Raw genomic sequence first — 22,627 nt, 5'->3', positions numbered from 1 at the left:
GAGGGGCGTGGAGAGGGAATGCGCGCGCCCCAACAGGCGTTCTGGGTAAGGAACACGAGGAGGAGCGGTCACAGTGCTTGATCCGCAGGGTTTGTACGCATGGGAGCCGAAGGGCCTGGCCGTGGTGGACATGGCACTCGCCCAGGAGTCGGCCGGACTGGTCATGCTCTACCACTTCGACGGATACATCGACGCGGGGGAGACCGGCGACCAGATCGTGGACCGGGTCCTCGACTCGTTGCCCCACCAGGTCGTGGCGCGGTTCGACCACGACCGGCTCGTCGACTACCGGGCCCGTCGCCCGCTGCTCACCTTCCGGCGCGACCGCTGGACGGACTACGACGTGCCCGCCCTTGAGGTGCGGCTCGTCCAGGACGCCACGGGTGCGCCGTTCCTGTTGCTTTCCGGCCCCGAGCCCGACGTCGAGTGGGAGCGTTTCGCGGCCGCCGTGAAGGAGATCGTCGAGCGGCTCGGCGTGCGCCTCGCGGTCAACTTCCACGGAATCCCGATGGGCGTCCCGCACACACGGGCCGTCGGCCTCACGCCGCACGGCAACCGGACCGACCTCGTTCCCGGCCACCGCAGCCCCTTCGACGAGGCGCAGGTCCCCGGCAGCGCGGAGTCCCTCGTGGAGTACCGCCTCATGGAGGCCGGACACGACGTACTCGGTGTCGCCGCGCACGTCCCGCACTACATCGCGCGCTCGCCGTACCCCGACGCCGCGTTGACCGTCCTCGAAGCCATCACGGCGGCGACCGGCCTGGTGCTGCCCTCGGTGGCGCACGGGCTGCGCACGGAGGCGCACCGCACGCAGACGGAGATCGACCGGCAGATCCAGGAGGGCGACGAGGAACTCGTCTCGCTCGTCCAGGGACTTGAGCACCAGTACGACGCGGCCGCGGGCGCCGAGAGCCGCGGGAACATGCTGGCCGAACCGACCGACATCCCGTCCGCCGACGAGATCGGCCTCGAGTTCGAGAAGTTCCTGGCCGAACGCGAGGGCGACGCATAGGGGCTGTGGTCAGCGATGGGGCCCTCGCCTAAGCTGCCCGCATGCTGAAGGTGGGTCTGACCGGCGGAATCGGCGCCGGCAAGAGCGAGGTGTCCCGGCTGCTCGTGGAGCACGGGGCCGTACTGATCGACGCGGACCGCATCGCGCGGGAGGTCGTGGAACCCGGAACTCCCGGACTCGCCGCGGTTGTCGAGGCGTTCGGGGGCGACGTGCTCGCCCCGGACGGCTCCCTGGACCGGCCGGCGCTCGGTGCGATCGTCTTCGCCGACGCGGACCGCCTCGCCGTCCTCAACTCGATCGTGCACCCGCTCGTCGGCGCCCGCTCCGCCGAACTCGAAGCCGCCGCCACCGGTGACTCCGTCGTCGTGCACGACGTACCGCTGCTCGCCGAGAACGGCCTGGCGCCGCTGTACGACCTCGTGGTCGTCGTCGACGCGAGCCCCGAGACCCAGCTCGACCGCCTCGTGCGCCTGCGCGGCATGAGCGAGGAGGACGCCCGCGCCCGCATGGCCGCCCAGGCCACCCGCGACAAGCGCCTGGAGATCGCCGACATCGTGATCGACAACGACGTACCGCTCGACGAGCTGCACCGGCGGGTCGACTCCGTCTGGGCGGACCTCGCGCAGCGGGCGGCCGCGGCCTAGAAGGGGGACGGGCGTGGTCGTACTGGCGGCGTTCACCTTCCTCGGCGGCCTGGTGGCGATCCTCGCCGGGGCCTATGGGCTGCGCCGGACCCGGCGGATCAGCGAGGCCGGACGCGTCACCCGGGCACTCGTGAAACCCCCGCAGGCGGGTTCCGAGCGGCCCCTGCTGCAGTTCGAGACGCACGACGGCCTCGTCGTCGAGGTGCCGTCCCCCGCGCCGCCCACGCGGCGGCTGCCACTGCCGACGGGCGGCCTGGTCGGTATCGCGTACGACGTCGACGACCCGCGCGAGACCGTGCTCATCGGCGGCGAGCGCCCCGTCCTCGACTGGGTGTTCGTGGCTGCGGGCGTGGCGCTGGCCGTGCTCGGCGCGGTACTCGCGGTGACCGGGCGCTGAGCCTTCGACTCGGCCGGACGCACGTACGTCAGGGCGTTACGGGGGAGGAATAGGGCCGACAGTCCACGCCGTTGACGTGGATGACGAAGGAGGGAGACCGCTGTGCCCCACTCCAACCCGGAGACGCACGTCATCGACTTCCGCGCCGCTGAGCAACTGCTCGCGGCGCGTGACCCGCGAGGCGCGGTGAAACTGCTCGACCCGGTCATCGCGGCGCACCCCGAGAACACGGCGGCGCGGCTGCTGCGCGCCCGCGCGTTCTTCGCCGCGGCCCAACTGCGCGCGGCGGAACTCGAGTTCACCATCGTCCTGGAGCGCGAGCCGGACAACGCGTTCGCGCACTTCGCGCTCGCCCGCACCTATCAGCGTGCGGCGCGGCCGGACCAGGCGAGGCGCCACTTCCGGCTCGCCGCGGCGCTCGACCCGCAGCCGGACTACGTGGCCGCGGCCGCGTTCGACGACGCTCCGTAAGACGATGCTTCGTAGGGAGAGGCCCCTGGGGAGTTCCAGGGCGGTCTAGGGGTTGTCGTCGGGGGGATCGTAAGGCGGTACGTCGGGGCCCGGCTGATAGTGCGGGCCCTGCCGGATGTGGCGGGTGATCACGAACAGGTCGACGGTCACGATCACCCACAGCACCCCGCACGCGAGTGCCCACCACGGGCGGTCCGTGAGGATGAACGCGACCGTGCCGAAGATCGACCAGGCCAGACCCCAGATGCTGAGCCAGAGCCGGGCGCGAAGGGCACTGCGCGCGGTCACCGGTTCACTGCCCGTACGCATCGTCACCACCTCCGCCCGTGAAGAGGTACCCCCTCAAGGGTGCCTCTTCACGGGCGCAGGCGTCGGGTACGTCCGCACCCTCGCGCGGCGCACCCGTTCCCTGAAAAGGTGAGGTGATTTCCGGTCGCCGGAGTTCGGTCGCCGGGGTTCGGTCGCCGGTGGTTCGGCCGGCGGAGGGGAGGACGCGTGCTGGACGGGCGGAAGAGCGGCGAGCGGCTCGCGGGATGGGCGGAGGCGCTCGACGGTCAGGGGCGGGCGGAGGCGGTGATCCCCGACGCGGAGGACCTGCCCGAGGTGCTCCTCGACCTCGGGGTCGCCCATGAGGACATCAATGAACTCGTGGCGCTGCGCCCCCGCGTGGCCGACGATCCCGGAGTGCGCGATCTCCTGGAGCGGGCCGTGGCCGCCGTCACCCGGGACATGGGCACGGTCGGCGGAAGCCCTCCCTTCCCGTCCCCGCCCGACGGCGGCGACCTCCTCGAACGCTGCTTCTCCGTGTACGTCTACGTGGCGGCGCTGCCCGCCACGCGCGCGTACCACCGCGGTCTCGGGGTGCCGGACGACGTCTCGCGGCGCACCCTCGCCGACCTGGGTCGCCACATGGCCGTCCACCGCAGGCGGTACGGCAGTTGCGGCATCCACGCGGTCGCCTGGCTCGGCCTGCACTTCCATGGCGAGCTGTACCAACTCGGCCGGCTCCAGTACCAGCGGGCCCGGCTCGGCGGGCGCTCGGGAGCCGGGGTCGCCGCCGCCGGCCTGCCGCTGACGTCCGGCGACCCGTGCCTCAGCCTCCACATCCCCGACTTCCGGGGCCCGCTGTCCGCGCGCGCGTGCGACCGGTCCCTGGCCCTGGCCCAGGAGTTCTTCGCGCGCCATCACCCCGATGAGCGCTACGAGATCGCCGTGTGCCACTCCTGGCTCCTCGACCCCCAGCTCAAGGACCTTCTGCCGAAGGACTCCAACCTGGTGCGCTTCCAGGAGCGATTCCGGGTCGCGTGGGAGAACACGGAGCCGGACGACCGGGTCCCCGTCGGATTCGTGTTCGGCGACCCCGGCCTGCCGATAGAGGACCTGCCGCGCCGCACGAGCGTGGAGCGGGCCGTCGGCGACCATCTGCGGCGGGGCGGGCACTGGTACGGAGGGCATGGCTGGTTCCCGTTGCCGTGGTCGGGAACTGCGGCCTCGGGACGGCTCGTTGAAGGGGCATGAGCCTTGAGATGCGTGAGGGATACGGAGGGACGGGACCCGGCGCCATCACGCCGGACGGCTGCGCGGTCGATCTGTACGCGCGCCTGCCCGTAGGGGAAGAGCCCGACATCATCGCCGCGGCCGTGCCCGCGGGAGCGAGCATCCTCGAACTGGGCAGTGGCGTCGGCCGGATGACGCACCCCCTCATCGAGCGCGGCTTCACGGTCACGGCCGTGGACGAGTCCGCCGAGATGCTGGAGCGCGTGCGCGGGGCGCGGACGATCTGCGCGCCGGTCGAGGCGCTGGACGCGGGCGGGACGTTCGACGTGGTGCTGCTCGCGTCGTTCCTCGTGCACGCCGGGGACGTGGCGGTGCGGCAGGGGATGCTCGACACGTGCCGGCGCCATGTCGCGGACGGGGGCTGCGTACTGATCCAGCGCGAGGGCCCGGACTACCACACGAACCTGCCGCGCGAGCGCGTGGACCCGAGCGGTTTCACGGTCCGCATCGTGTCCGCGGAGCCCGTCGGGGACGGGGTGAACTCGGTGCGTGCGGAGTACGAGTTCCCCGACGCGGCCTGGACGCACACGTTCCTGGCCCGGCCCCTGACGCGGGAGCAGTTCGAAGTGGCGCTCGCTCAGGCGGGGTTGAAGGTCGACCGGTATCTCACGGATGACCAGGTGTGGGTGCGGGCGGTGCCTGCATAAAGGTGCCGGGCGACCGATGAGTTGCCCGGGGTGCCGCCGTCTACCTCTGTGACAGCCGGACAGCAGGGCCCGGCGCCGACCCACCGAGGAGCACCCCATGTCCGAGACCACCGCCCCCGTCACGACCGCCGCCTCCGTCACCGCCCCGGCCGCCGGCAGGGCCCGCGCCGCCCGCATCGCGCTGCGCACGCTCACGGTGCTGCTCGCGCTGTTCTACGGCGTCGCGAGCGCCCTGCCCAAGCTGATCGCGCACCCGTCGGCGGTCGAGTCGTTCGACACGATCGGGTGGGGGAGCGCGGCGATGTACGTCATCGGCGTCCTCGAACTGGCGGGCGCGATCGCCCTGTTGGTGCCGGTTCTCTCCGGGGTCGCCCCGATCGCGCTGGGCGCGCTGATGGCCGGCGCGTTCGTCGTGCAGATGTCGTACTTCGACGGGGAGAACGCGGCGACGCCGCTCATCCTGATCGTCCCGCTGGCGCTCCTCGCCTGGACACGGCGCCGGAGCAACGCGGATCTGGTCCGCCTCGTCAAGCGCCGGGCGTGACCCGCGCGGCCGGAGGCTGACCCCGTCGACGTACGGGGTCAGCCTTTTTCGCGTCCGTCCGCGTGATCCTGCCCCGGGGGTACGGGGCCCGCGCCGAACGTCGCGCGCAGCCGGTCCATGTCCCTGCGGTCCCGCTTCGTCGGGCGGCCGGCGCCGCGGTCGCGGATGGCCACGGGGGCGACGGCGGCGCGCGGCGGGGGCGGCGGGCTGTTGTCCACGTAGCACTCGACGGCCACCGGGGCGCCCACGCGCTTGCGGATCAGGCGCTTCACGATCACGACCCGCTCGTGCCCGCCGGCCTGCCGCACCCGCACCTCGTCGCCCACGCGCACGTTGTACGCGGCCTTCACGCGCTCACCGTTCACCTTCACATGCCCGCCCCGGCACGCCGTCGCGCCCGCCGAGCGCGTCTTGGCCAGCCGTACGGACCAGATCCAGCTGTCGATCCGCACGCTCTCACCGGCGCCGGGACCGGCCGCCCGCGCCGCAGCCGCCGCGTTCGAAGCCGTATCCGAACCCGAACCAGTACCCGAACCGGAACCCGAGGCGGTATCCGAAGCAGTATCCGAAGCCATGCCTCGACCTTAGTCCCGGATTGCCCCGATCCGGCGAGTCACCCGGACGCCACACGCCGCCCCGACGAATAATCCGGACAAATTGCCATGTATCTCAAGGGCAGTCGCCGGACAGCGAGGGGTGTGGACGCCATGGACGCCAGGGACCTGCAAACCGAAGTCGACGGCCTGATGGATGGGCTCCGCGCCGATCTGGAGCGGCTCGCCGCCATCCCGTCCATCGCCTTCCCCGGCTTCCCGGCCGAACCCGTGCGGGAGGCGCACGACCTGCTGGTCGGGCTGCTCGAGGATGCCGGTGTCGAGCGCGTCGAGCGGATCGACCTGCCCGACACGGCCCCCGTCATCTTCGGCGAGATCCCGCCACCGACGCCGGACGCGCCGACCGTCCTGCTCTACTCGCACTACGACGTCCAGCCCGCCGGTGACGAGAAGCTCTGGAAGTCCCCGCCCTTCGAGCCGACCCCCGTCGAGGGCGGACTGCGGGCGCGCGGCATCGCCGACGACAAGTCGAACGTCATCGCGCACCTGGGCATGCTGAGGGCCTTCAAGGGCCGCCCGCCCGTGGGCGTCAAGATCGTCTTCGAGGGGCAGGAGGAGTACGGCAGCCCTTTCGACGCCTACCCGCCCACCGACCCCGAAAGGTTCGCCTGCGACGCCATGGTCATCGCCGACCTCGGCAACCTCCGCCCCGGCACCCCCACCCTCACCACGGGTCTGCGCGGCGCGTCCGAGGTCGTCGTCGAGGTCCGCACCCTCGAAGAGCCCCGCCACAGCGGCGAGTTCGGCGGCGCCGCGCCCGACGCCCTGCTCGTCCTGCTCAAGGCCCTCGCCACCCTGCACGACGTGCACGGAGACGTCGCCGTCGAGGGCCTGCGCCGCGAGGAGTGGACCGGCACGAGCTACACCGAGGACGAGTTCCGCTCCCTCGCCGGCGTCGAGGACGGCGTGCCGCTGATCGGCAGCGGCACCCTCGGCGAGCGCCTGTGGAGCGGCCCCGCGATCACTGTCATCGGCCTCGACGCCCCCGCAGTCGAACACGCCGCGTCCGCCGTCGTGCCGTACGCCCGCGCCAAGCTCAACCTGCGCTTCCACCCGCTCCAGGACCCGAAGGAGGCGCAGGCCGGGCTCGTCGATCACCTGCGCTCCCTCACGCCCTTCGGTATCCACCTCACCGTCACCCCCGGCGACACCGGCCCCGGCTACGAGGCCACGACCGGCGGCCCGGCCTACCGCGCCGCGCTCACCGCACTCAAGGAAGCCTGGGGAACGGACGCCTCCTACGTCGCGACCGGCGGCTCGATCCCGCTGGTCAACGGCCTGGCGAAGGCCGCGCCAGGCGCCGAGGTACTCCTCTTCGGCGCCCAGGACAGCATGTGCAACCTGCACGCCCCGAACGAGCGCGTCCTGTTCTCCGAGCTGCGCAGCACCGTCGTCGCGATGTGCGCGTTCGTCCGCGAGTACGCCGCCGGCTTCCGCGCCGGAACCGCCTCATGAGTGCGCCCACCGACACGCAGGCACCCCAACAGCCGCAGCCGAAGCGCAAGTTCACCTTCCCGAGCGCCCTGACCGTCCTCGTGATCGTCACGATGGCCGTCTGGGTGCTCGCCTTCCTCATTCCCTCGGGCCAGTACGACCGCGACGACTCGGGCGCTCCCATCCAGGGCACGTACCACCGCGTCGACTCCGGGCGGTCCTTCGTCGACCGCCTCAACGACCTGTTCCTGTCCCCGGTCAACGGCCTCTACGGCATCCAGGACACCAAGACGTCCCTGGTCGCCCCGGACAACACCGGTGACCTGTACGGCAGCGCGGGCGTCTTCCTCTTCGTGCTCGCCATCGGCTCCTTCATCACCGTCGTCTTCGCGACCGGGGCCCTCGACCGCGGCATCGGCCGGCTCGCCCACCGGCTGCGCGACCGGGGCGCGCTGCTCATCGCGGGCGTCATGGTGGTCTTCTCGGTCCTCGGCACCGTCGAGGGCTTCGCCGAGGAGACCCTCGGGTTCTACGGCCTGATCGTGCCGTTGATGCTCGCACTCGGCTACGACCGCATGACCGCCGTCGGCACGATCATCCTCGGCGCGGGGATCGGGGTGCTGTGCTCGACGGTCAACCCGTTCGCCACCGGCGTCGCCTCCTCCGCCGCCGACATCTCGCTCGGCGACGGCATCGTCCTGCGCTTCATCATGTGGATCGTGCTGACCGCCGTCACGGTCACCTACGTCATCCGCTACGCGAAGCGCGTACAGAAGGACCCCGAGCGGTCCCTGTCGGGGTTCCTGCCCGGGGACCGCGACCAGGAGGAGGCCGAGGCCCACGCGGTCGAGGTGCCGGAACTGACCGGCCTGCACAAGGCGGTCCTCACCGTCACCGCCCTCGTGTTCGCCTTCATGATCTTCTCGGTCGTGCCGTGGTCGAGCGCCCTCAGCGGGAAGGCCGACGCGACCCCGTACGGCTTCGAACTCGGCTGGTCCTTCCCGGAGTTGGCGGCACTGTTCCTCGTCGCGGCCGTGCTCGTCGGCCTCGTGGCGCATCTGGGGGAGCAGAGACTCAGCTCGACGATCATCCAGGGCGCGGCCGACTTCATCTCACCCGCGCTCGTCATCCTGCTCGCCCGCGGCGTCACCGTGATCATGAACAACTCGAAGATCACCGACACGGTCCTGCACTCCATCGAGGGCATTGTGAGGGGCACCTCGTCCGGCATCTTCGCGATCATCGTCTTCGTCGTGAACCTGCCGCTCGCCTTCCTCATCCCCTCGACCTCGGGCCACGCCACCCTCGCCATGCCTGTCCTCGCGCCGCTCGCCGACTTCGCGGGCGTCTCGCGCGCGGTCGTCGTCACCGCCTGGCAGGCCGCCAGCGGCTGGATGAACCTGTGGGTGCCGACCACGGCCGTGACGATCGGCGGCGTGGCCCTCGCCAAGGTCGGCTACGACAAGTACCTGCGTTTCATCTGGCCGCTGCTGGCCGTCCTGTTCGTGCTGATCTGCGGGTTCGTGGCGGCGGGGGCGGCGTGGACGTGACACCGCGTTCGTGGCGGTGAGGGCGGCGGGGACGTGACGGGTACGCGTTCTTCGGGCCTTCGGCCGTCAGCGGCGCGTGCGGCGGCGGGTCCGTTCGCCGGGGGTCTCGATGAACTGGAGCTCCAGGGCGGCCGGGGCCGCGGCGATCCCGGGGCCGCCTGCTTCGGCCCAGCCCAGGATCTCGTCCGTCGCGTCGTCGCCCATCGACCAGCCCACCCATGCGGGGCGTCCGCCCCGCCGCCGGCCCTCGCCCGACGGCTGCACGACCATGACGTTCGCCTGGTCGCACGGGCCCAGACAGTCCGTCACCCGCACCGCGACCCGCCCACCGGACGAGGCGGCCGCGGCCCGCAGCCGCTCCAACTGCCACGCGTGGTCGTAGCCGGGGTACTTCGCCGTGTTGCCGCAGCAGCAGCCCCTGCACACCACGAGGGTGCAGGGTCGGGTGCGGGCGGCACCGATGACGGAACGGGTGGGTCGGTCGGGTCGGGCGGGCACAGAACTCCTCGTCGCCTTGTCGGGGCGGGCACGGAACGCGTATGGGTACGGGGCGATTCTCCGTCATGTACGCGTCCGCCCCCAAGTACGCGCCCCGGGCGCCCCGTAATGGAGTCGCCCGCCCTCACGCACCGTCGATAGCGTGGCCCCATGCCTGCCGCGCCCGAAGCAATGACCGACCGCGTCTTCCTCGACCACGTCGCCGACCGGCTATCCGCGCTTCCCGGTGTGCGGGCCGTCGCGCTCGGCGGATCTCGGGCCCAGGGCACTCAACGACCCGAAAGCGACTGGGACTTCGCGATCTACTACCGGGGGGATTTCCGGCCGGACGACCTGCGGGGCGTCGGGTGGGAGGGGGAGGTCTCCGAGATCGGGGGGTGGGGTGGCGGGGTCTTCAACGGCGGGGCCTGGCTGACCGTCGACGGGCGGCGCGTCGACGTCCACTACCGCGATCTCGACGTGGTGGAGCGGGAGTTGGCCGAGGCCGAGCGCGGGCGCGTCCGCTGGGAGCCCCTGATGTTCCATCTGGCCGGGATCCCGACCTACCTCGTCGTCGCCGAACTCGCCGTCAACCAAGTGCTGCGCGGTGCGGCGCCCCGGCCCGCCGGCTACCCCGCGGCGCTGCGGAAGGCGGCCCCCGAGATGTGGTGGGGACGCGCCCTGGGCACGCTCCAGTACGCCAGGGCCAACAACGCGCCCCAGGGCGGCAGGACCGAGGTGCACGGAGCGGTCGCTGTGGCCGCGATGTCGGCCGCCCACGCCGTACTCGCCGCGCGCGGCGCCTGGGTCACCAACGAGAAGCGGCTCCTGGAGCGCGCGGGCCTGCTGGGTGTGCACAGCCTGCTCGCAGGGGCGTCGGGCGACCTGGTCGACGTGGTCGACCGGACTCAGCTCCTCCTGGAGCGCGCCGTCGGCTCCGCGCGCAGGAGCTGAGTGGGCGGAGCCGGCCGTACAGGCCGGCCGGGCGGGATCAGGGATGCGGGCTGCGCGGGTGAGTGTCCCAGCTCGTACACCGCGCTGTCCTCCCACACCCGCCCGTCCGTCACGATCAGGCGCACCGACCCGACGCGCGCCGTCACCGGCAGCATCGGTCGCAGTTCCCGCTCCAGCGCGTCGTACGCCGCCTCGTACGTCCCGGGTCCCTCGTCGTTCGCGAGCGTGAGGTGGGGATTCAGACCCTCCGGCCCGAACACGCCCCGGTAGGGAACCGCCTCCGGCCAGCGCTCCCGCAAGGACTTCGTGAGGGCGTGGACGGGTTCCTCGGGAGACGGCGGGAGATAGAGGACACCCGGGTAGCGGCGGAACTCCGCGAACGTCAGATCGAACGGGTCCCGGTCCGCGAACAGCGCCGACAGCTCGGCATGGACCTCCGGCGTGATCCGCGCGGCGGGGAGAAAGGGGTACAGCACCGTGATGTGGGCCGGGAACGGGCCCCGCACGAAGGCGTCCGCCTCCGGTATCCGAATCGTCAGGGCCGTGTCGCCGGGCACGTCCGGCCAGCCGTCCTCACTGCTCACGGCGCGCAATCCTGCCATGGCGCCACCAGGGTGACCTGTGGCGGGCCCGTTCCGAGGAGTCCCGCACGAAGTCCCGCACATCGTCACATCGTGGAAACGCGCACGTACCTTTCCCTCCGAATGCGCCACCTACCGTTGACGCATCAGCCCAGGCCGACGTCGTCCCGCGGCACCCCCGCCCCGGACCCGCCGACAGGAGCACCGTGCGCACCACCCCCCGCCCCCTTCCGCCCTGGCTCGGCCACGCGCTGCGCGCCCAGCGTGGCCCCGTCCCATGGAGCGCCGTCGTGCGCGGCGCACTCGCCGCAGGGCCACTCCTCGTCGCGGCCCTGCTCGCAGGCCGTCCCTCCGCCGGGGTGCTCGCCGCGCTCGGCGCCATGTTCGCGGGAATCAACGACCGGCCCGGCAGCCGTCGCGCCGCGGTCCCCCGGATCGGGGTCCCCGCGCTGGTCGGCGCGGGCGGACTCGCCCTCGGTACGTGGGTCGGCGCGCAGGCCGGTCCCGCCGCGCTGGTCGGCGTGTTCGCGCTGCTCGGGTACGCGGGCGGCGCCGTCAGCGCCGTCGGGCCGATCGCGTCCGCCTGCGGGACACAACTCCTCGTCGCCGTCGCGATCGGTGCGGGCATGGCGCTTCCCGAGTCCGGCTGGCAGCGGGCCCTGCTGTTCCTCGCGGGCGCAGGCTGGCTCCTCGTGCTGCGGGGCGTGCTGCCGTCGCCGGTCGGGGCAGGGGCGTACCGGTTCGACGGTGAACGCGCCGCCGTCGCCCAGGTGTACGCGGCCGTCGCCGGGCTCGTCGACGCGGCGGGCTCGCCCCGGGCCACCGCACGGCGTGCCGCCCTGACCGCCGCGCTCGACCACGCGCAGGACGCCCTGTCCGGACCGCGTCTGCGCCGGTTCGCGGGCTCCCGTGAAGAGCGCCGCCTCCACGCGCAGTACGCCGCCGCCCTGCCGCTCGGCGAGGCGGCCACCGCCCTCGCCTGGGCGGGAAGCCCTCTCCCGGCCCGCGCGTCGCAGGGCCTGTGGCGCCTCGCCGACGCCGTGCGCACCGCGCAGCCCTGCGGCCCGCTGCCCGCACCCGCCCGCTCCGACCCGGCCCTGCGCGCACTGGACGAGGCTCTGCTGCTCGCGGCCGTGGCCTTCGACGGACCCGTGCGTGGCCCGACCCGGATCGCCCCGGTCCCTGACACCGTGAGGGCCACCGGCCTCGACGGCCGGCGGCGCGACGCCGGGCCCAGGCCGCTGCACACGCGCCCCCGCACCCCCGTCACGGCCCTGCGCAGAGCCGTCGGCCCCGCCGGGCGCGAGTACGGGATCCGGGTGGCGCTCTGCCTCGGGGCCGGTGCCGCCGTCGCCCAGCTGCTCCACAACGCCCACTGGTACTGGCTGCCCGCGACCGCCGTCTTCCTCGTCAAACCGGACCTCGGGCCCCTCGCCTCGCGCGTGCTGTGCCGGGTGTTCGGGACGGTGTTCGGAGCGGCGCTCTTCGCGGGGCTGGCCGCGCTGCTGCCCGGCCCTGCGGGGCCCGTCGCGCTCGTGGTGCTCGGTGGCGCGCTGATTCCCGTGGCCACACGGCACTTCGCCGCCCAGACCGCCGTCGTGACCGTCTTCGTACTGTCCCTCGTGATGGTGGGCGGAGAACCGCAGATGGCCCTGGCCCGGATCGGGGAAACGCTGCTCGCGTGCGCGATCGTGCTCTGCGTGGGCCACCTGCCGCTGCCTGTGCCGGGCCGTGGCGGCGGCGCCGTCCGTACGCGCCTGACCACCGCCGGCGAGGCCGCGCAGGCCTACGTTCGCCATGTGCTCAGCGGATCCGACGACCGCGCCGGACGGTGGACGCTGCGCCGCGAGGCGTACCGCGCACTCGCCGAGGCGCGCGCCGCGATCGACCTCGCCGCCGCCGAACTGCCCCCGCTGGTCCGGCACACGGCCGGCACACAGGACATGGCCCTCACCCTCGAAGCCCTCGTCGACACGACCACGTCCTGCGCCGTGCACCTCGACGACACCGGCCGCGTCCCGGAGCAGCACGCCGAACGGATCGACGCGCTGCTCGCGGAACTCGCCGCTTGAACAGGTGAGTTACGGCTTCGGCAGCTCACAGCCCGCCGCGCTCAGGTCGATCTTGTTGCCGATCCCGACGCACGGCACGATCCCGTAGGTCTCCTGCGCGTAGTTGATGCCCTTGCGGACCGTGACGGTGCCGTTCTCGTCGACCTCGCACGGGTTGTTGTCCGTGCAGCGGGCGCCGTCCTCGTTGCCCGTGTTGTTGACCGCGACGACCTTGCCGGACGCCTGGTCGACGACGGGGGAGCCCGAGGTGCCGCCGATCGTGTTGCAGGTCGAGGTGTAGCGGACCGAGTCCTTCCAGGTCCACTCGCCCTCCTTGAGGCGGTACGCGAAGCCGTCGACGTTGCAGCTGTAGGTCTTCTTCCAGTAGCCGGAGACGACCGTGATGGCCGTGCCCGCCGTGGGGTGCGAGGCCGACAGTTCGAGGGCCTTGATGCCGTACGAGCTCTCGATCTGGGCGTAGGTGCTGGTGAGTTGGTAGAGCGAGACGTCCGTGTCCGTCATCGTGCCGTACGCGATCTTGCTCGCGCGCAGCGTCGCGACCTTGCTGCCCGCGGAGTTGAGCAGGCTGAAGGTGCGGGACGACGGCTGGTCGACGACGACCTCGCCCGGGCCGGGGAAACCGCTCTCGAGGCAGTGCCCGTTGGACATGACCAGGGCCGGGTCCGTGGGCTGGGAGTTCGGCACGCGGACGACCGACCCGGAGCAGTTGCTGAGCGCCACCGTCCCGGCGAAGGTGACCGCCTTGGCCTTGGCCCTGTCCTCGTGCGGGGCTCCGACTGCCGTGGCGGGCGCGGCTGTTGCTCCTATGAGCAGCAGGCCGAACACCGTACCGACGAGAGGCTTGTTCATGTGGGGGTCCTCTCCCGTTGATTGCTGAAACCGACAACTACCGGTTTTGACATGTGCATTGTGGTGGTGTCGGCGTCAGCGGACAACAGCGCATGCTCAGCGAACACAACGGATCCCCCGGAACAAGTGCCAAAGTTTTTCTGCCGCCGAGCGATGAGTTCCGCGAAGGCCCCCGGTCAACCACCTGAGGAGTACCGACCCGAGGAGGACCCATGGGGCTGCCGAACGTCGTCACCCGCGAGGAGTGGCTCGGCGCGCGCCAAGAACTGCTCGCCAGGGAGAAGGCGGCGACCCGCGCCCGCGACGCGCTCAACGCGCAGCGCCGCGAACTGCCCATGGTGGAGATCGAGAAGCTGTACGTGTTCGAGGGGCCCGACGGCAAGGCGGAGCTCCTCGACCTGTTCGAGGGCCGCTCCCAGCTCATCGTCTACCACTTCATGTTCGGCCCGGACCGGGACGCGGGCTGCCCCAACTGCTCCGCGTTCCTCGACCAGATCGGACACCTCTCCCATCTGCGCGCCAGGAACACGGAGTTCGCGGCACTGTCGCGCGCCCCGTTCACCAAACTCCTGCCGTTCAAGGCCCGCATGGGCTGGACGGTGCCCTGGTACTCGTCGGCCACGAGCGACTTCAACCAGGACTTCGGCTTCGTGGCGGACGAGGAGCCCCACGACCTGCCCGGCCTCAGCTGCTTCCTGCGCGACGGCGACCGGGTCTACCACACGTACTCCACGACGGGCCGGGGTCTCGACGGCATCGGCTCCGTGACGAGCCTGCTCGACCTGACCGCGCTCGGCCGGCAGGAGGAGTGGGAGGAGCCGGCGGGGCGGGCGTCGGCGCTCGGGGCCCGGGTCCGCTATCACGACGAGTATCCGGACTGACGCGACGGCACGTCGGACCGCCGAGTCGGATCTCCGGTCCGCCGCAGCGACTTCGTGCGTCTCAACTCGGTGTCAGTGTCGTCACGTTGCGAGCCCTCGGGCACCTCGCGGGCGTTCTTCTCCGTAAGGACGCGCGACAGCGCACGGAGGACGACGGGGGCAGGAGTGCACGATGATCGACGGACGAGTGGTACTTGAACGCTTTCCCGCGGGGGGACCGCGCGGGTCATGGCCGGCCGAGGAGTTCGCGCGCGACCGGCGTCTGGAGGGTCAGCCCGCGGAGGTCGTCATGGACCTCGCGACGGACGCCTTCCTGGTGATCGTGCCGCGCGCCGGGGCTGTCGCGGGCTGATCCGGGTGGAGCGTGCGGTTCAGGCGGCGTCGGCCGCGCCCGCGCCGATCGAGCGGGACCAGGCGGGCGTCGTGCCGGTGACCCGGCACAGCGCGAGATAGAGCGGGATCGGCGGGGTGTACGGGACGCTGCCGTCGGGCCGGTGGATGAGACCGGGCGCGCGCCGCGCGTCCGGCACCAGTGCGCCGGTCGTGTAGCTGGCCGGGGCCGGCCACTCCAGGGCGACGTCCGAGTCCGAGGGAACGATCCACCACCAGCGGTTGTCGTCGGCGTACACGCACCCCATGCGCGGCAGCCGCGCGACCATGGCGCGCCCGCAGGCCTCGGGGACCGCGACGGCGTCGCAGCCGAGCGGGGCGGTCATGCCGTCGGGGACAGCGAGTCTGAGCGGGGCGGTCCGCAGGATCTGCCGCTGTCGGGAGAACCGGACCAGCGAGTCGAGATCCATCGTGCGCGTCGTCACCACACCCATCCGGCTCCCGCCCCCGTCCCCGTGCCGGGGTCGGAGGCCGGGCCGAAGCCGGTGCCGCACCCCGTCTCGAACTCTGACTCGAACTGCTGTGTGTCGAAGGCGGGGCCCGATTCGGTGCCCGGTCCCCTGTCGGGGGAGTGAGGTGCTCCGCCGGTGCGCGGTTCACCGCCGTCGTGCGGTGCGGGAATTCCATGGGGTCCCGCGACGGGGGAGTGTTCTCGGGTGGCGTTCGCGCTGTCCGCGTCGCGTGCGAGCTCGGCCCACACGAGAAGTCCGGGGCCTGTCTCCTGCGCGCCCCACGCGGTGCTCACCGCGGCCACGAGCAGCAGGCCACGCCCGTGCTCCTCCTCCGGTGCGACACGGCGGGCGGGATGCGGCTCGCCGGGGGCCCAGCCCTCGTCACGCACAGCTATCCGGACCCGGTCGTCACCGTCGTGGAGCTCGCACACTATGCGGCTGCTCGCCGTGTGGACGATCGCGTTCGTGACCAGTTCGGAGATCACCAGGGCGGCCGCGTCGCAGGTGTCATCGCACACTGCCCAGTCGCTGAGGTGGGCGCGCGTCAGCTTCCGGGCCTGGGCGGCAGAACCCGGGTGGGGAGCCAGTTCGAAGCTGCTGCGGCGCACGGACGCGGCGCCGGGGCGCGCATCGGCTTCGTCACCGAGCGTAGCTTCGCCGACTTCTGTTCCTAACGGCACGGACGGAATCACGCTTGCCACTATCTCCCCGTCGTGAACACTTGGCAAGAGCCACTCTGAAAAGTGCAGAGTGCAGTGTGCTCGGGTGCCGAGCCATGGCACACTGCTGACGGCGGTGTGCCGTTCGGCGCCCGTCACGGCGCAAATGCCGACGATTTCAGGGAAGTTGCCCGGAATGACCGGGCGTCGGGGCAGTCCGGCTTCCCTCTGGGAGCGCGACCACACGCGCGACCGCAACAGGACCACAGGGACGACGGGGAGGTAGGGGGCGTGAGCGAACCGCGGTCCGCTCCGACCGTCGGCCAGGTCGTCCTCGGCCGGCGCCTCCAGGACCTGCGCGAACGCGCCGGGCTCAAACGCGAGGAGGCCGCGAGGGTCCTGCGCGTCGCCCCCGCCACGGTCCGCCGTATGGAGATGGCCGAGGTCGGCCTGAAGATCCCGTACCTCCAGCTCCTCCTGAAGTCCTACGGGGTCACCGACGAAGAGGCGGATGCCTTCGTCACGCTCGCCGAAGAGGCCAACAAGCCCGGCTGGTGGCAGCGGTTCCACGACATCCTGCCCGGCTGGTTCTCGATGTACGTGAGCCTGGAGGGCGCCGCCAGCCTCATCCGGTCGTACGAGCCCCATTTCGTTCCCGGGCTCCTGCAGACCGAGGACTACGCGCGTGGCGTGCTGCGCTCCGGAGCCGTCGGCCGCGCCCTCGCCGAGGACCCCGGCGTCGTCGAGCGGCATGTCGCGCTCCGGATGCAGCGCCAGGAGCTGATCACCCGCGAGGACGCCCCGCGCCTGTGGATGGTCATGGACGAGACCGCGCTGCGGCGCCCGGTCGGCGGCCCCGACGTGATGCGCGGTCAGATCGACCGGCTCCTCGAGGTCACGGAGCTGGCCAACGTGACCCTGCAGATCGCCGAGTTCGCCGCCGGTCCGCACCCCGGCACGTACGGCCCCTTCGTGTTGTTCCGATTTGCCATGTCAGAACTGCCGGACATGGTCTACAGCGAGTACCTGACCGGCGCGGTCTACCTCGACGCGCGCCCCGAGGTGGCCACCCACCTCGAGGTCATGGACCGCATGGCGGCACATGCCGCGACGGCACATCGCACAAAGGACATCCTCCGGGATCTCCGCAAGGAGCTGTGAATGGATCGGATCAAGGCCCGCATACGAGGTGTCGACGGGAAGGTCATCTACAACGGGATGCCCGCCCGCGACCTCGGTACCGAGGGCTGGCACAAGCCCTGGAGCGGCGGCAACGGGGGCAACTGCGTGGAAGCGATGAAGCTGGCCGACGGCCGGGTCGCGATGCGTCAGTCGGCCGACCCGGACGGCCCCGCCCTGATCTACACCCCGGGCGAGATCACCGCGTTCATCGAGGGCGCGAAGGCCGGGGCGGCGGACTTCCTGCTCTCGTGAACGGACGGGGTGCGCGAGCCGTGGACCCGCCTTTCCGGCGGACCCGGCGGTCGCTGCCGGGTTCTCAGCCCGGTGGCAGCACCCCGCACAGGGCGTCCAGCGCGGCGCCGTAGGCGTGGTCCGACGGCGTCGAGTACCCCACCACCAGGCCGTCGGCGTGCGGCATCGTCGCCTCCGGGTGGCGGAACTCGGCGAGGCCGTCGAGGGCGACACCGCCCCACGTGGCGGCCTTGACCACGGACCGTTCGGTCCCCGGGGGCAGCCGCAGCACCGCGTGCAGGCCCGCCGCGATCCCGGTGACCGCAACCCCGGGCGCCCGCTCGGCGAGCGCCTCCACCAGGCGGTCCCGCCGCCCCCGGTACCGCTGCCGCATCCGCCGTACGTGCCGGTCGTAGGCTCCCGAGACCATGAAGTCCGCGAGCGCCAGCTGATCCGGCACACTCGCCCACGCCTCCCGCTCGCCCTTCGCCGCGACGACATCCCCCAGCAGCCCCTGTGGGAGCACCATCCAGCCGAGCCGCAGCGCCGGTGACAGGCTCTTGCTGACCGAGCCGACATAGACCACCCGTTCGGGGTCGAGGCCCTGTACCGCGCCGACGGGCCTGCGGTCGTAGCGGAACTCGCCGTCGTAGTCGTCCTCCACGATCAGCCCGCCACGCGCGCGTGCCCAGTCGACGGCCGCCGTACGCCGCTCCGCGTGCAGCGGGCCGCCCGTGGGGAACTGGTGCGCGGGTGTGAGCAGCGCGGCTCTCGCCCGGCTCGCTCCGGCCGTCAACTCCCCGACGAGCGCGCCGTGTTCGTCGAGGGTCAGGGGCAACGTCCGTACGCCGGCGGCCGTCAGGATCTCGCGGTGGAAGCCGAGTCCGTACGACTCCACGGCGAGCGGTCCGCGCAGCACCCGGCCGTCGAACAGAAGCCGCAGGGCGTGCGCGAAGCCGGAGCAGATCACGATGCGGTCCGGCTCCGTCCGTACCCCACGCGCGCGGGCCAGATACTCCGTGAGCGCCTCCCGCAGCTCGACGCGGCCCTGCGGATCTCCCGGCCCGAACACCTCGTTCGGCGCGGCCTGCAGCGCTCGCCGGTACGCGGTCGCCCACTCCGCGCGCGGGAAGGACGACGCGTCGGGTGTGCCCTGGCGGAGGTCGTGGCGTGGCCCGTGCGAGCGGGCCGGACCCTTCTTCGGGACGCGGCCGGGCGCGGGCGGCCCCGCGCGTTCGGCGACCCGCGTCCCCGAACCCTGGCGCGCGGTCAGCCAGCCCTCGGCGACGAGCTCCGCGTACGCGTCGGCGACCGTGTTGCGGGCGACGCCCAGGTCGGCGGCGAGCGAACGGTAGGGCGGCAGCCGGGTGCCCGGAGCGAGCCGTCCCGAGCGCACGGCGTCACGCAGCGCCCCCATGAGAGCGGCCCGGCGACTGCCCGTACCGGACAGGTCCAGATGCAGGTCGGCGCCGATGCGCTCAGCGGAATTGACCCATGAATCTGCCATGGAAATGCACCCTACAAGAGGTCTATCCGGCCCGTAGATTCATGGTCATGACGACGAACACGATCACCACGGCGAACACCCACTCCCACGCCCACCCGGCCGGCCGCATCGACTTCGCGAAGGCCGCGCCGAAGGTCTTCCGCTCCCTGATCGGCTTCGACGCCGCCGCCCGCGAGGGCCTCGACCCGGCCCTGGTCGAGCTGATCCAGATCCGTGCCTCGCACCTCAACCACTGCGCGTACTGCCTCCACATGCACACCAACGACGCGCGCAAGGCCGGCGAGAGCGAGGACCGGCTGCACATGGTGGCCGTGTGGCGCGAGGCCCGGCACTTCTTCAGCGCCCGGGAACGCGCGGCACTCGCACTCACCGAGGCCGTCACGCTCGTCGCCGACGGCGGCGTCCCCGACGACGTCTACGCCGAGGCCGCGGCCCAGTTCGACGAGCAGGAACTCGCGCACGTCCTGTCCCTGATCCTCACGATCAACACCTGGAACAGGATCGCCCTGTCGACCGGCAAGGTCGCGGGCACCGACGAGCGCAAATGATCGACGAGCGCCGAACGGCGGCGGGCGGCGGGCTCAGGCCATCATCGGACGGTCGTACGGCCCGATCGGCGCGGGCAGCCGCGTCGAGCCGGTCAGCCAGTGGTCGACCGCGGCCGCGGCCGAGCGGCCCTCGGCGATCGCCCACACGATGAGTGACTGACCGCGGGCCGCGTCCCCGGCCGCGAACACGCCGGGCACCGAGGTCGTGAACCGCGCGTCGCGGGCGAGCGTGCCGCGGTCCTCCATGGCCAGACCGAGCTGGCCGACCGGGCCGCCGGCGCCACGCTCGGGCCCCGAGAAGCCGAGCGCGAGCAGCACCAGATCGGCGGGCAGCTCCCGGGACGTGCCCTCCCGGGGCCGCCGCGCCTCGTCGACCTCGACGAGATGCAGCGCCCTCACCCGGCCCCACTCGTCCCCCTCGAAACGCAGCGTGGACGCCGCGAACAGGCGCGCGTCGGCGTCCGCCGCGGGCGCGGTCCGCAGCTCCCCGGCCTCCTCGTGGGCTGCGGACATCCGGTAGATCTTCGGATACGTCGGCCAGGGCTCGGCCAGCTCGTCGCGCTCGGCGCCCGGCTGCCCGTAGATGTCCAGCTGCGTGACGGACGCGGCGCCCTCGCGCACCGCCGTGCCCAGGCAGTCGGCGCCGGTGTCGCCGCCGCCGACGATCACGACGTGCTTGCCCTCGGCCGACAGAGGGGAGGCTTCGATGTCGCCCTGGCACACGCGGTTGGCCAGCGGCAGATACTCCATCGCCTGCACGATCCCGGTCAACTCCCGCCCCGGCACGTCCAGTTCGCGCCAGGCCGTGGCGCCGACCGCGAGGACCACCGCGTCGTAGCGCGACCGCAGATCGGCCGCACCGATGTCCCGGCCGACCTCCGTCGACGTACGAAAACGCACCCCCTCGTCCCTCAACTGCGCCAGCCTGCGGTCCAGATGGTGCTTCTCCATCTTGAAAGAGGGGATGCCGTAGCGCATCAGGCCGCCCGGCCGGTCGTCCCGCTCGAAGACCGCGACCGTGTGCCCCGCCCGCGTGAGCTGCTGGGCGGCCGCGAGCCCCGCCGGGCCCGAGCCGACCACGGCGATCGTGGCGCCGGACAGCCGGTCGGGCGGCTTGGGCGGGGCGAGACCGTCCTGCCAGGCGCGGTCGGCGATGGCGACCTCCACGTTCTTGATGGTCACGGCCGGCTGGTTGATCGCCAGGACACAGCCCGCCTCGCACGGGGCGGGGCACAGGCGCCCGGTGAACTCGGGAAAGTTGTTCGTGGCGTGCAGCCGGTCGCTCGCCGCCCGCCAGTCGTCCCGCGACACGAGTTCGTTCCACTCCGGGATGAGGTTCCCGAGCGGACACGCCTCGTGACAGAACGGGACCCCACAGTCCATGCAGCGGTCGGCCTGCGCCTCGATGATCGGCAGGAGCGCCCCGGGGACGTACACCTCGTCCCAGTCATGGACCCGCTCCTCGACAGGGCGGCGTGGCCAGTCCTGCCGGGGGGTGGTGAGAAAGCCCTTGGGGTCGGCCATGGCCGTCTCCCTTGCCGTGTCCTTCTCGCCACGATACGTCCGTTTCCCCCGGTGCGCAGGGGCGCCGGGGGCGCGAAGGCTCAGGTCAGGGCGAGGATGAACGAGGCCGACGCGGCCAGCGACGCACCACCCCGGACGTGGTTCCACATCAGCCACCCGGACACGTACGCACGCCACGGTCCCGCGCTCTGCGGCGCCTCGGGATCGAGCTTCGCGAGCGCGTCGTTGCGCGGGACGTTCGCGGCGACGGTCACGCCGAACGCGCCGACGAGCTGGAGCGCGCTGCCGAGCAGCAGCTCCACGGTGCCCTGCTCCGGCCAGAGCACGAACGTCACGACGGCGAGCACCACGCACAGCGCCGCGGCCCCCAGGAACACCACCATGAACGCCGGGCTGACCGCGGCCACGTTGATCGCCCGCATCGCCGCGATGCCCTGCGCGGGCGGCAGCGCCGCGAGCCCTTTCATCACGAAGGCCGAGAACGCGATGAAGACGCCCGCCGACACCCCGCAGGCGAGCGCGCCCAGCACGGTGAGCACGAAGTACGGTCCCTCGATCATCACAACTCCCCCCGCCGGCGATGCCGTTGGCGTCGCGGTCCGGTCAAGATCCTGCCGCACGGAGGGGGCGGCCGCCACCGTGCGGCGTACACGCTGCTCACGATTCCCGCGCGCGCCACGCAGCCAGAACCGCCTCCACCGGCACCGCGATTCTCCGCCTGGCCTCGCCCCGCGGCACCCCGCTCATCAGCAATGCGTCGTACGCGGTCTCCGTGTGCCGCACCGCCGCCCGCACCGCCGCCGTCACCGCGGCCCGCGACAGGGCGCGGCCCGCCGCGCTGCGCCCCACCCGGCCGCTGCCGCGCAGTGACGCGTGGGCCGCGATCGCCTCCGCCCGGTCCGGCGGGCAGCCGGGGAAGAGCCGGAGGATCTCCCGGGCGAACGCGGCCGTGAACGACGCGTCCTGTACCGCCCTGCGCGCCGCGTCCCGCGCCCGGCGCCTGGCCCGCGCGTCCGCGTCCGCCAGGCACCGCTCCTCGGCGCGGGCCAGCGCCGCCTCCTCCACGAGGACGCCCTGACGCTCGTAACGGCCGCGCCGCCGATGGAAGCGCACGACCACCGCCGACAGCGAACTGCCTTCCCTGGCACGGCGGGTGAGCGCCCAGTCGCCGCGCGGCAGATACACGAGATGGCCGAGGTCGGCGCAGTCCAGGCACCGCGGCGCCCCGTCCTCCAGGGTCAGCAGATCCAGCGGCTCCCGGCGGCACTCCGCGCACTGCCGGCGCTTCAGCGGCTGCACGACGACCGGCCCGCCGAGCCCGGTGTGCGGCGGGGGAGTCCGGCGGTGAGCAGCCCGGTCGGGGCGGGCCTTGGCGGGCATACGCGGTTCATTCCCCGCGCGCGGGCGAGAACGCGTCGCGGGGTACGGGTCCCCTCGGATCCCTGTCCCG

General features: G+C 72.4%; 27 protein-coding genes. 16 read left to right on the top strand and 11 right to left on the bottom strand.

Features of this window, described 5'->3' with window-relative positions; translation table 11 throughout:
- The first annotated feature begins 73 nt into the window (after positions 1-73).
- The 4 genes from LGI35_RS13670 (at position 74) to LGI35_RS13655 (ending at position 2,524) form a co-directional block, all read left to right on the top strand.
- Positions 74-1,012, top strand: a complete 939-nt coding sequence (locus LGI35_RS13670) for a PAC2 family protein (RefSeq protein ID WP_227294128.1) — start codon at positions 74-76, stop codon at positions 1,010-1,012.
- A gap of 41 nt (positions 1,013-1,053) precedes the next feature.
- Positions 1,054-1,656 (top strand): dephospho-CoA kinase, encoded by a 603-nt coding sequence (gene coaE, locus LGI35_RS13665; protein WP_227294127.1) that lies wholly within the window; start codon positions 1,054-1,056, stop codon positions 1,654-1,656.
- A gap of 13 nt (positions 1,657-1,669) precedes the next feature.
- On the top strand, positions 1,670-2,053 hold the full coding sequence (locus LGI35_RS13660) for a DUF3592 domain-containing protein (protein WP_227294126.1): 384 nt from the start codon (positions 1,670-1,672) through the stop codon (positions 2,051-2,053).
- Positions 2,054-2,155: 102 nt separating this feature from the next.
- Positions 2,156-2,524 carry a tetratricopeptide repeat protein gene (locus LGI35_RS13655; RefSeq protein WP_116502684.1) on the top strand — a complete coding sequence of 123 codons (369 nt, stop codon included), beginning with the start codon at positions 2,156-2,158 and terminating at the stop codon, positions 2,522-2,524.
- 45 nt (positions 2,525-2,569) lie between these two features.
- On the opposite strand, the gene LGI35_RS13650 is transcribed toward LGI35_RS13655, so the two are convergent.
- Positions 2,570-2,833, bottom strand: coding sequence for a DUF6343 family protein (locus LGI35_RS13650; RefSeq protein WP_227294125.1), 264 nt, complete (start codon positions 2,831-2,833; stop codon positions 2,570-2,572).
- A 264-nt stretch (positions 2,834-3,097) separates the two neighbouring features.
- On the opposite strand from LGI35_RS13650, the gene LGI35_RS13645 reads away from it, so the two are divergent.
- From LGI35_RS13645 to LGI35_RS13635, 3 genes are all read left to right on the top strand, one after another.
- A complete protein-coding gene (locus LGI35_RS13645) occupies positions 3,098-4,042 on the top strand; it encodes an acyltransferase domain-containing protein (protein WP_227300295.1) in 945 nt (314 codons plus the stop codon).
- Between the two features lie 8 nt (positions 4,043-4,050).
- Positions 4,051-4,728 (top strand): class I SAM-dependent methyltransferase, encoded by a 678-nt coding sequence (locus LGI35_RS13640; RefSeq protein WP_227294124.1) that lies wholly within the window; start codon positions 4,051-4,053, stop codon positions 4,726-4,728.
- A 97-nt stretch (positions 4,729-4,825) separates the two neighbouring features.
- The gene (locus LGI35_RS13635; protein ID WP_227294123.1) at positions 4,826-5,272 is read left to right on the top strand and encodes a DoxX family protein; all 447 of its coding nucleotides are present in this window, start codon (positions 4,826-4,828) and stop codon (positions 5,270-5,272) included.
- Between the two features lie 38 nt (positions 5,273-5,310).
- Here LGI35_RS13635 and LGI35_RS13630 read toward each other — a convergent pair whose 3' ends face one another.
- On the bottom strand, positions 5,311-5,847 hold the full coding sequence (locus LGI35_RS13630) for an RNA-binding S4 domain-containing protein (protein ID WP_227294122.1): 537 nt from the start codon (positions 5,845-5,847) through the stop codon (positions 5,311-5,313).
- Between the two features lie 132 nt (positions 5,848-5,979).
- On the opposite strand from LGI35_RS13630, the gene LGI35_RS13625 reads away from it, so the two are divergent.
- Together LGI35_RS13625 and LGI35_RS13620 are read left to right on the top strand one after the other, a co-directional pair.
- Entirely contained in the window at positions 5,980-7,341 is a 1,362-nt protein-coding gene (locus LGI35_RS13625) for a M20/M25/M40 family metallo-hydrolase (protein WP_227294121.1), read from the top strand.
- Entirely contained in the window at positions 7,338-8,870 is a 1,533-nt protein-coding gene (locus LGI35_RS13620; protein ID WP_227294120.1) for a YfcC family protein, read from the top strand. Before LGI35_RS13625 ends, LGI35_RS13620 begins: the two co-directional genes overlap by 4 nt.
- A gap of 66 nt (positions 8,871-8,936) precedes the next feature.
- Here the strand turns inward: LGI35_RS13620 and LGI35_RS13615 are convergent, their stop codons facing one another.
- Entirely contained in the window at positions 8,937-9,368 is a 432-nt protein-coding gene (locus LGI35_RS13615; RefSeq protein ID WP_227294119.1) for a (2Fe-2S) ferredoxin domain-containing protein, read from the bottom strand.
- Between the two features lie 150 nt (positions 9,369-9,518).
- On the opposite strand from LGI35_RS13615, the gene LGI35_RS13610 reads away from it, so the two are divergent.
- Complete coding sequence (locus LGI35_RS13610) at positions 9,519-10,301, top strand: nucleotidyltransferase family protein (protein ID WP_227294118.1); 783 nt, start codon at positions 9,519-9,521, stop codon at positions 10,299-10,301.
- Here the strand turns inward: LGI35_RS13610 and LGI35_RS13605 are convergent.
- Complete coding sequence (locus LGI35_RS13605) at positions 10,256-10,885, bottom strand: 2'-5' RNA ligase family protein (RefSeq protein WP_227294117.1); 630 nt, start codon at positions 10,883-10,885, stop codon at positions 10,256-10,258. The genes LGI35_RS13610 and LGI35_RS13605 overlap by 46 nt on opposite strands.
- A 203-nt stretch (positions 10,886-11,088) precedes the next feature.
- On the opposite strand from LGI35_RS13605, the gene LGI35_RS13600 reads away from it, so the two are divergent.
- Complete coding sequence (locus LGI35_RS13600; protein WP_227294116.1) at positions 11,089-12,954, top strand: FUSC family protein; 1,866 nt, start codon at positions 11,089-11,091, stop codon at positions 12,952-12,954.
- 9 nt (positions 12,955-12,963) lie between these two features.
- On the opposite strand, the gene LGI35_RS13595 is transcribed toward LGI35_RS13600, so the two are convergent.
- Entirely contained in the window at positions 12,964-13,803 is an 840-nt protein-coding gene (locus LGI35_RS13595; RefSeq protein WP_227294115.1) for a S1 family peptidase, read from the bottom strand.
- A gap of 212 nt (positions 13,804-14,015) precedes the next feature.
- Between LGI35_RS13595 and LGI35_RS13590 the strand changes: the two genes are divergently transcribed.
- The gene (locus tag LGI35_RS13590) at positions 14,016-14,684 is read left to right on the top strand and encodes a DUF899 domain-containing protein (protein ID WP_227294114.1); all 669 of its coding nucleotides are present in this window, start codon (positions 14,016-14,018) and stop codon (positions 14,682-14,684) included.
- A 172-nt stretch (positions 14,685-14,856) separates the two neighbouring features.
- On the top strand, positions 14,857-15,036 hold the full coding sequence (locus LGI35_RS13585) for a hypothetical protein (RefSeq protein ID WP_227294113.1): 180 nt from the start codon (positions 14,857-14,859) through the stop codon (positions 15,034-15,036).
- A gap of 19 nt (positions 15,037-15,055) precedes the next feature.
- Here the strand turns inward: LGI35_RS13585 and LGI35_RS13580 are convergent, their stop codons facing one another.
- A complete protein-coding gene (locus LGI35_RS13580; RefSeq protein ID WP_227294112.1) occupies positions 15,056-15,508 on the bottom strand; it encodes a hypothetical protein in 453 nt (150 codons plus the stop codon).
- Positions 15,496-16,254, bottom strand: a complete 759-nt coding sequence (locus LGI35_RS13575) for an ATP-binding protein (RefSeq protein ID WP_376692061.1) — start codon at positions 16,252-16,254, stop codon at positions 15,496-15,498. Before LGI35_RS13575 ends, LGI35_RS13580 begins: the two co-directional genes overlap by 13 nt.
- A 222-nt stretch (positions 16,255-16,476) precedes the next feature.
- Here LGI35_RS13575 and LGI35_RS13570 point away from each other — a divergent pair, with 222 nt between their 5' ends.
- Positions 16,477-17,346, top strand: coding sequence for a helix-turn-helix domain-containing protein (locus LGI35_RS13570; protein WP_227294110.1), 870 nt, complete (start codon positions 16,477-16,479; stop codon positions 17,344-17,346).
- Positions 17,347-17,619: a DUF397 domain-containing protein gene (locus LGI35_RS13565; protein ID WP_227294109.1), complete on the top strand. Its 273-nt coding sequence runs from the start codon at positions 17,347-17,349 to the stop codon at positions 17,617-17,619. It begins immediately after the preceding gene.
- Between the two features lie 64 nt (positions 17,620-17,683).
- Here LGI35_RS13565 and pdxR read toward each other — a convergent pair whose 3' ends face one another.
- Complete coding sequence (pdxR, locus tag LGI35_RS13560; protein ID WP_227294108.1) at positions 17,684-19,105, bottom strand: MocR-like pyridoxine biosynthesis transcription factor PdxR; 1,422 nt, start codon at positions 19,103-19,105, stop codon at positions 17,684-17,686.
- Between the two features lie 47 nt (positions 19,106-19,152).
- On the opposite strand from pdxR, the gene LGI35_RS13555 reads away from it, so the two are divergent.
- Positions 19,153-19,653 (top strand): carboxymuconolactone decarboxylase family protein, encoded by a 501-nt coding sequence (locus LGI35_RS13555; protein ID WP_227294107.1) that lies wholly within the window; start codon positions 19,153-19,155, stop codon positions 19,651-19,653.
- Between the two features lie 33 nt (positions 19,654-19,686).
- Here the strand turns inward: LGI35_RS13555 and LGI35_RS13550 are convergent, their stop codons facing one another.
- The 3 genes from LGI35_RS13550 to LGI35_RS13540 all read right to left on the bottom strand — a co-directional run bounded on the left by LGI35_RS13550 (position 19,687) and on the right by LGI35_RS13540 (position 22,557).
- The gene (locus LGI35_RS13550; RefSeq protein ID WP_227294106.1) at positions 19,687-21,177 is read right to left on the bottom strand and encodes a glutamate synthase subunit beta; all 1,491 of its coding nucleotides are present in this window, start codon (positions 21,175-21,177) and stop codon (positions 19,687-19,689) included.
- A gap of 80 nt (positions 21,178-21,257) precedes the next feature.
- The gene (locus LGI35_RS13545) at positions 21,258-21,737 is read right to left on the bottom strand and encodes an anthrone oxygenase family protein (RefSeq protein WP_227294105.1); all 480 of its coding nucleotides are present in this window, start codon (positions 21,735-21,737) and stop codon (positions 21,258-21,260) included.
- Between the two features lie 97 nt (positions 21,738-21,834).
- Entirely contained in the window at positions 21,835-22,557 is a 723-nt protein-coding gene (locus LGI35_RS13540; protein ID WP_227294104.1) for a DUF2293 domain-containing protein, read from the bottom strand.
- Positions 22,558-22,627: the final 70 nt, after the last annotated feature.

The organism is Streptomyces longhuiensis (genome assembly GCF_020616555.1).
GTDB classification, from domain to species: Bacteria; Actinomycetota; Actinomycetes; order Streptomycetales; family Streptomycetaceae; genus Streptomyces; species Streptomyces longhuiensis.
The sequence above is the reverse complement of the archived record's forward strand: the minus strand, read 5'-3'. Positions and strand labels throughout refer to the sequence as shown.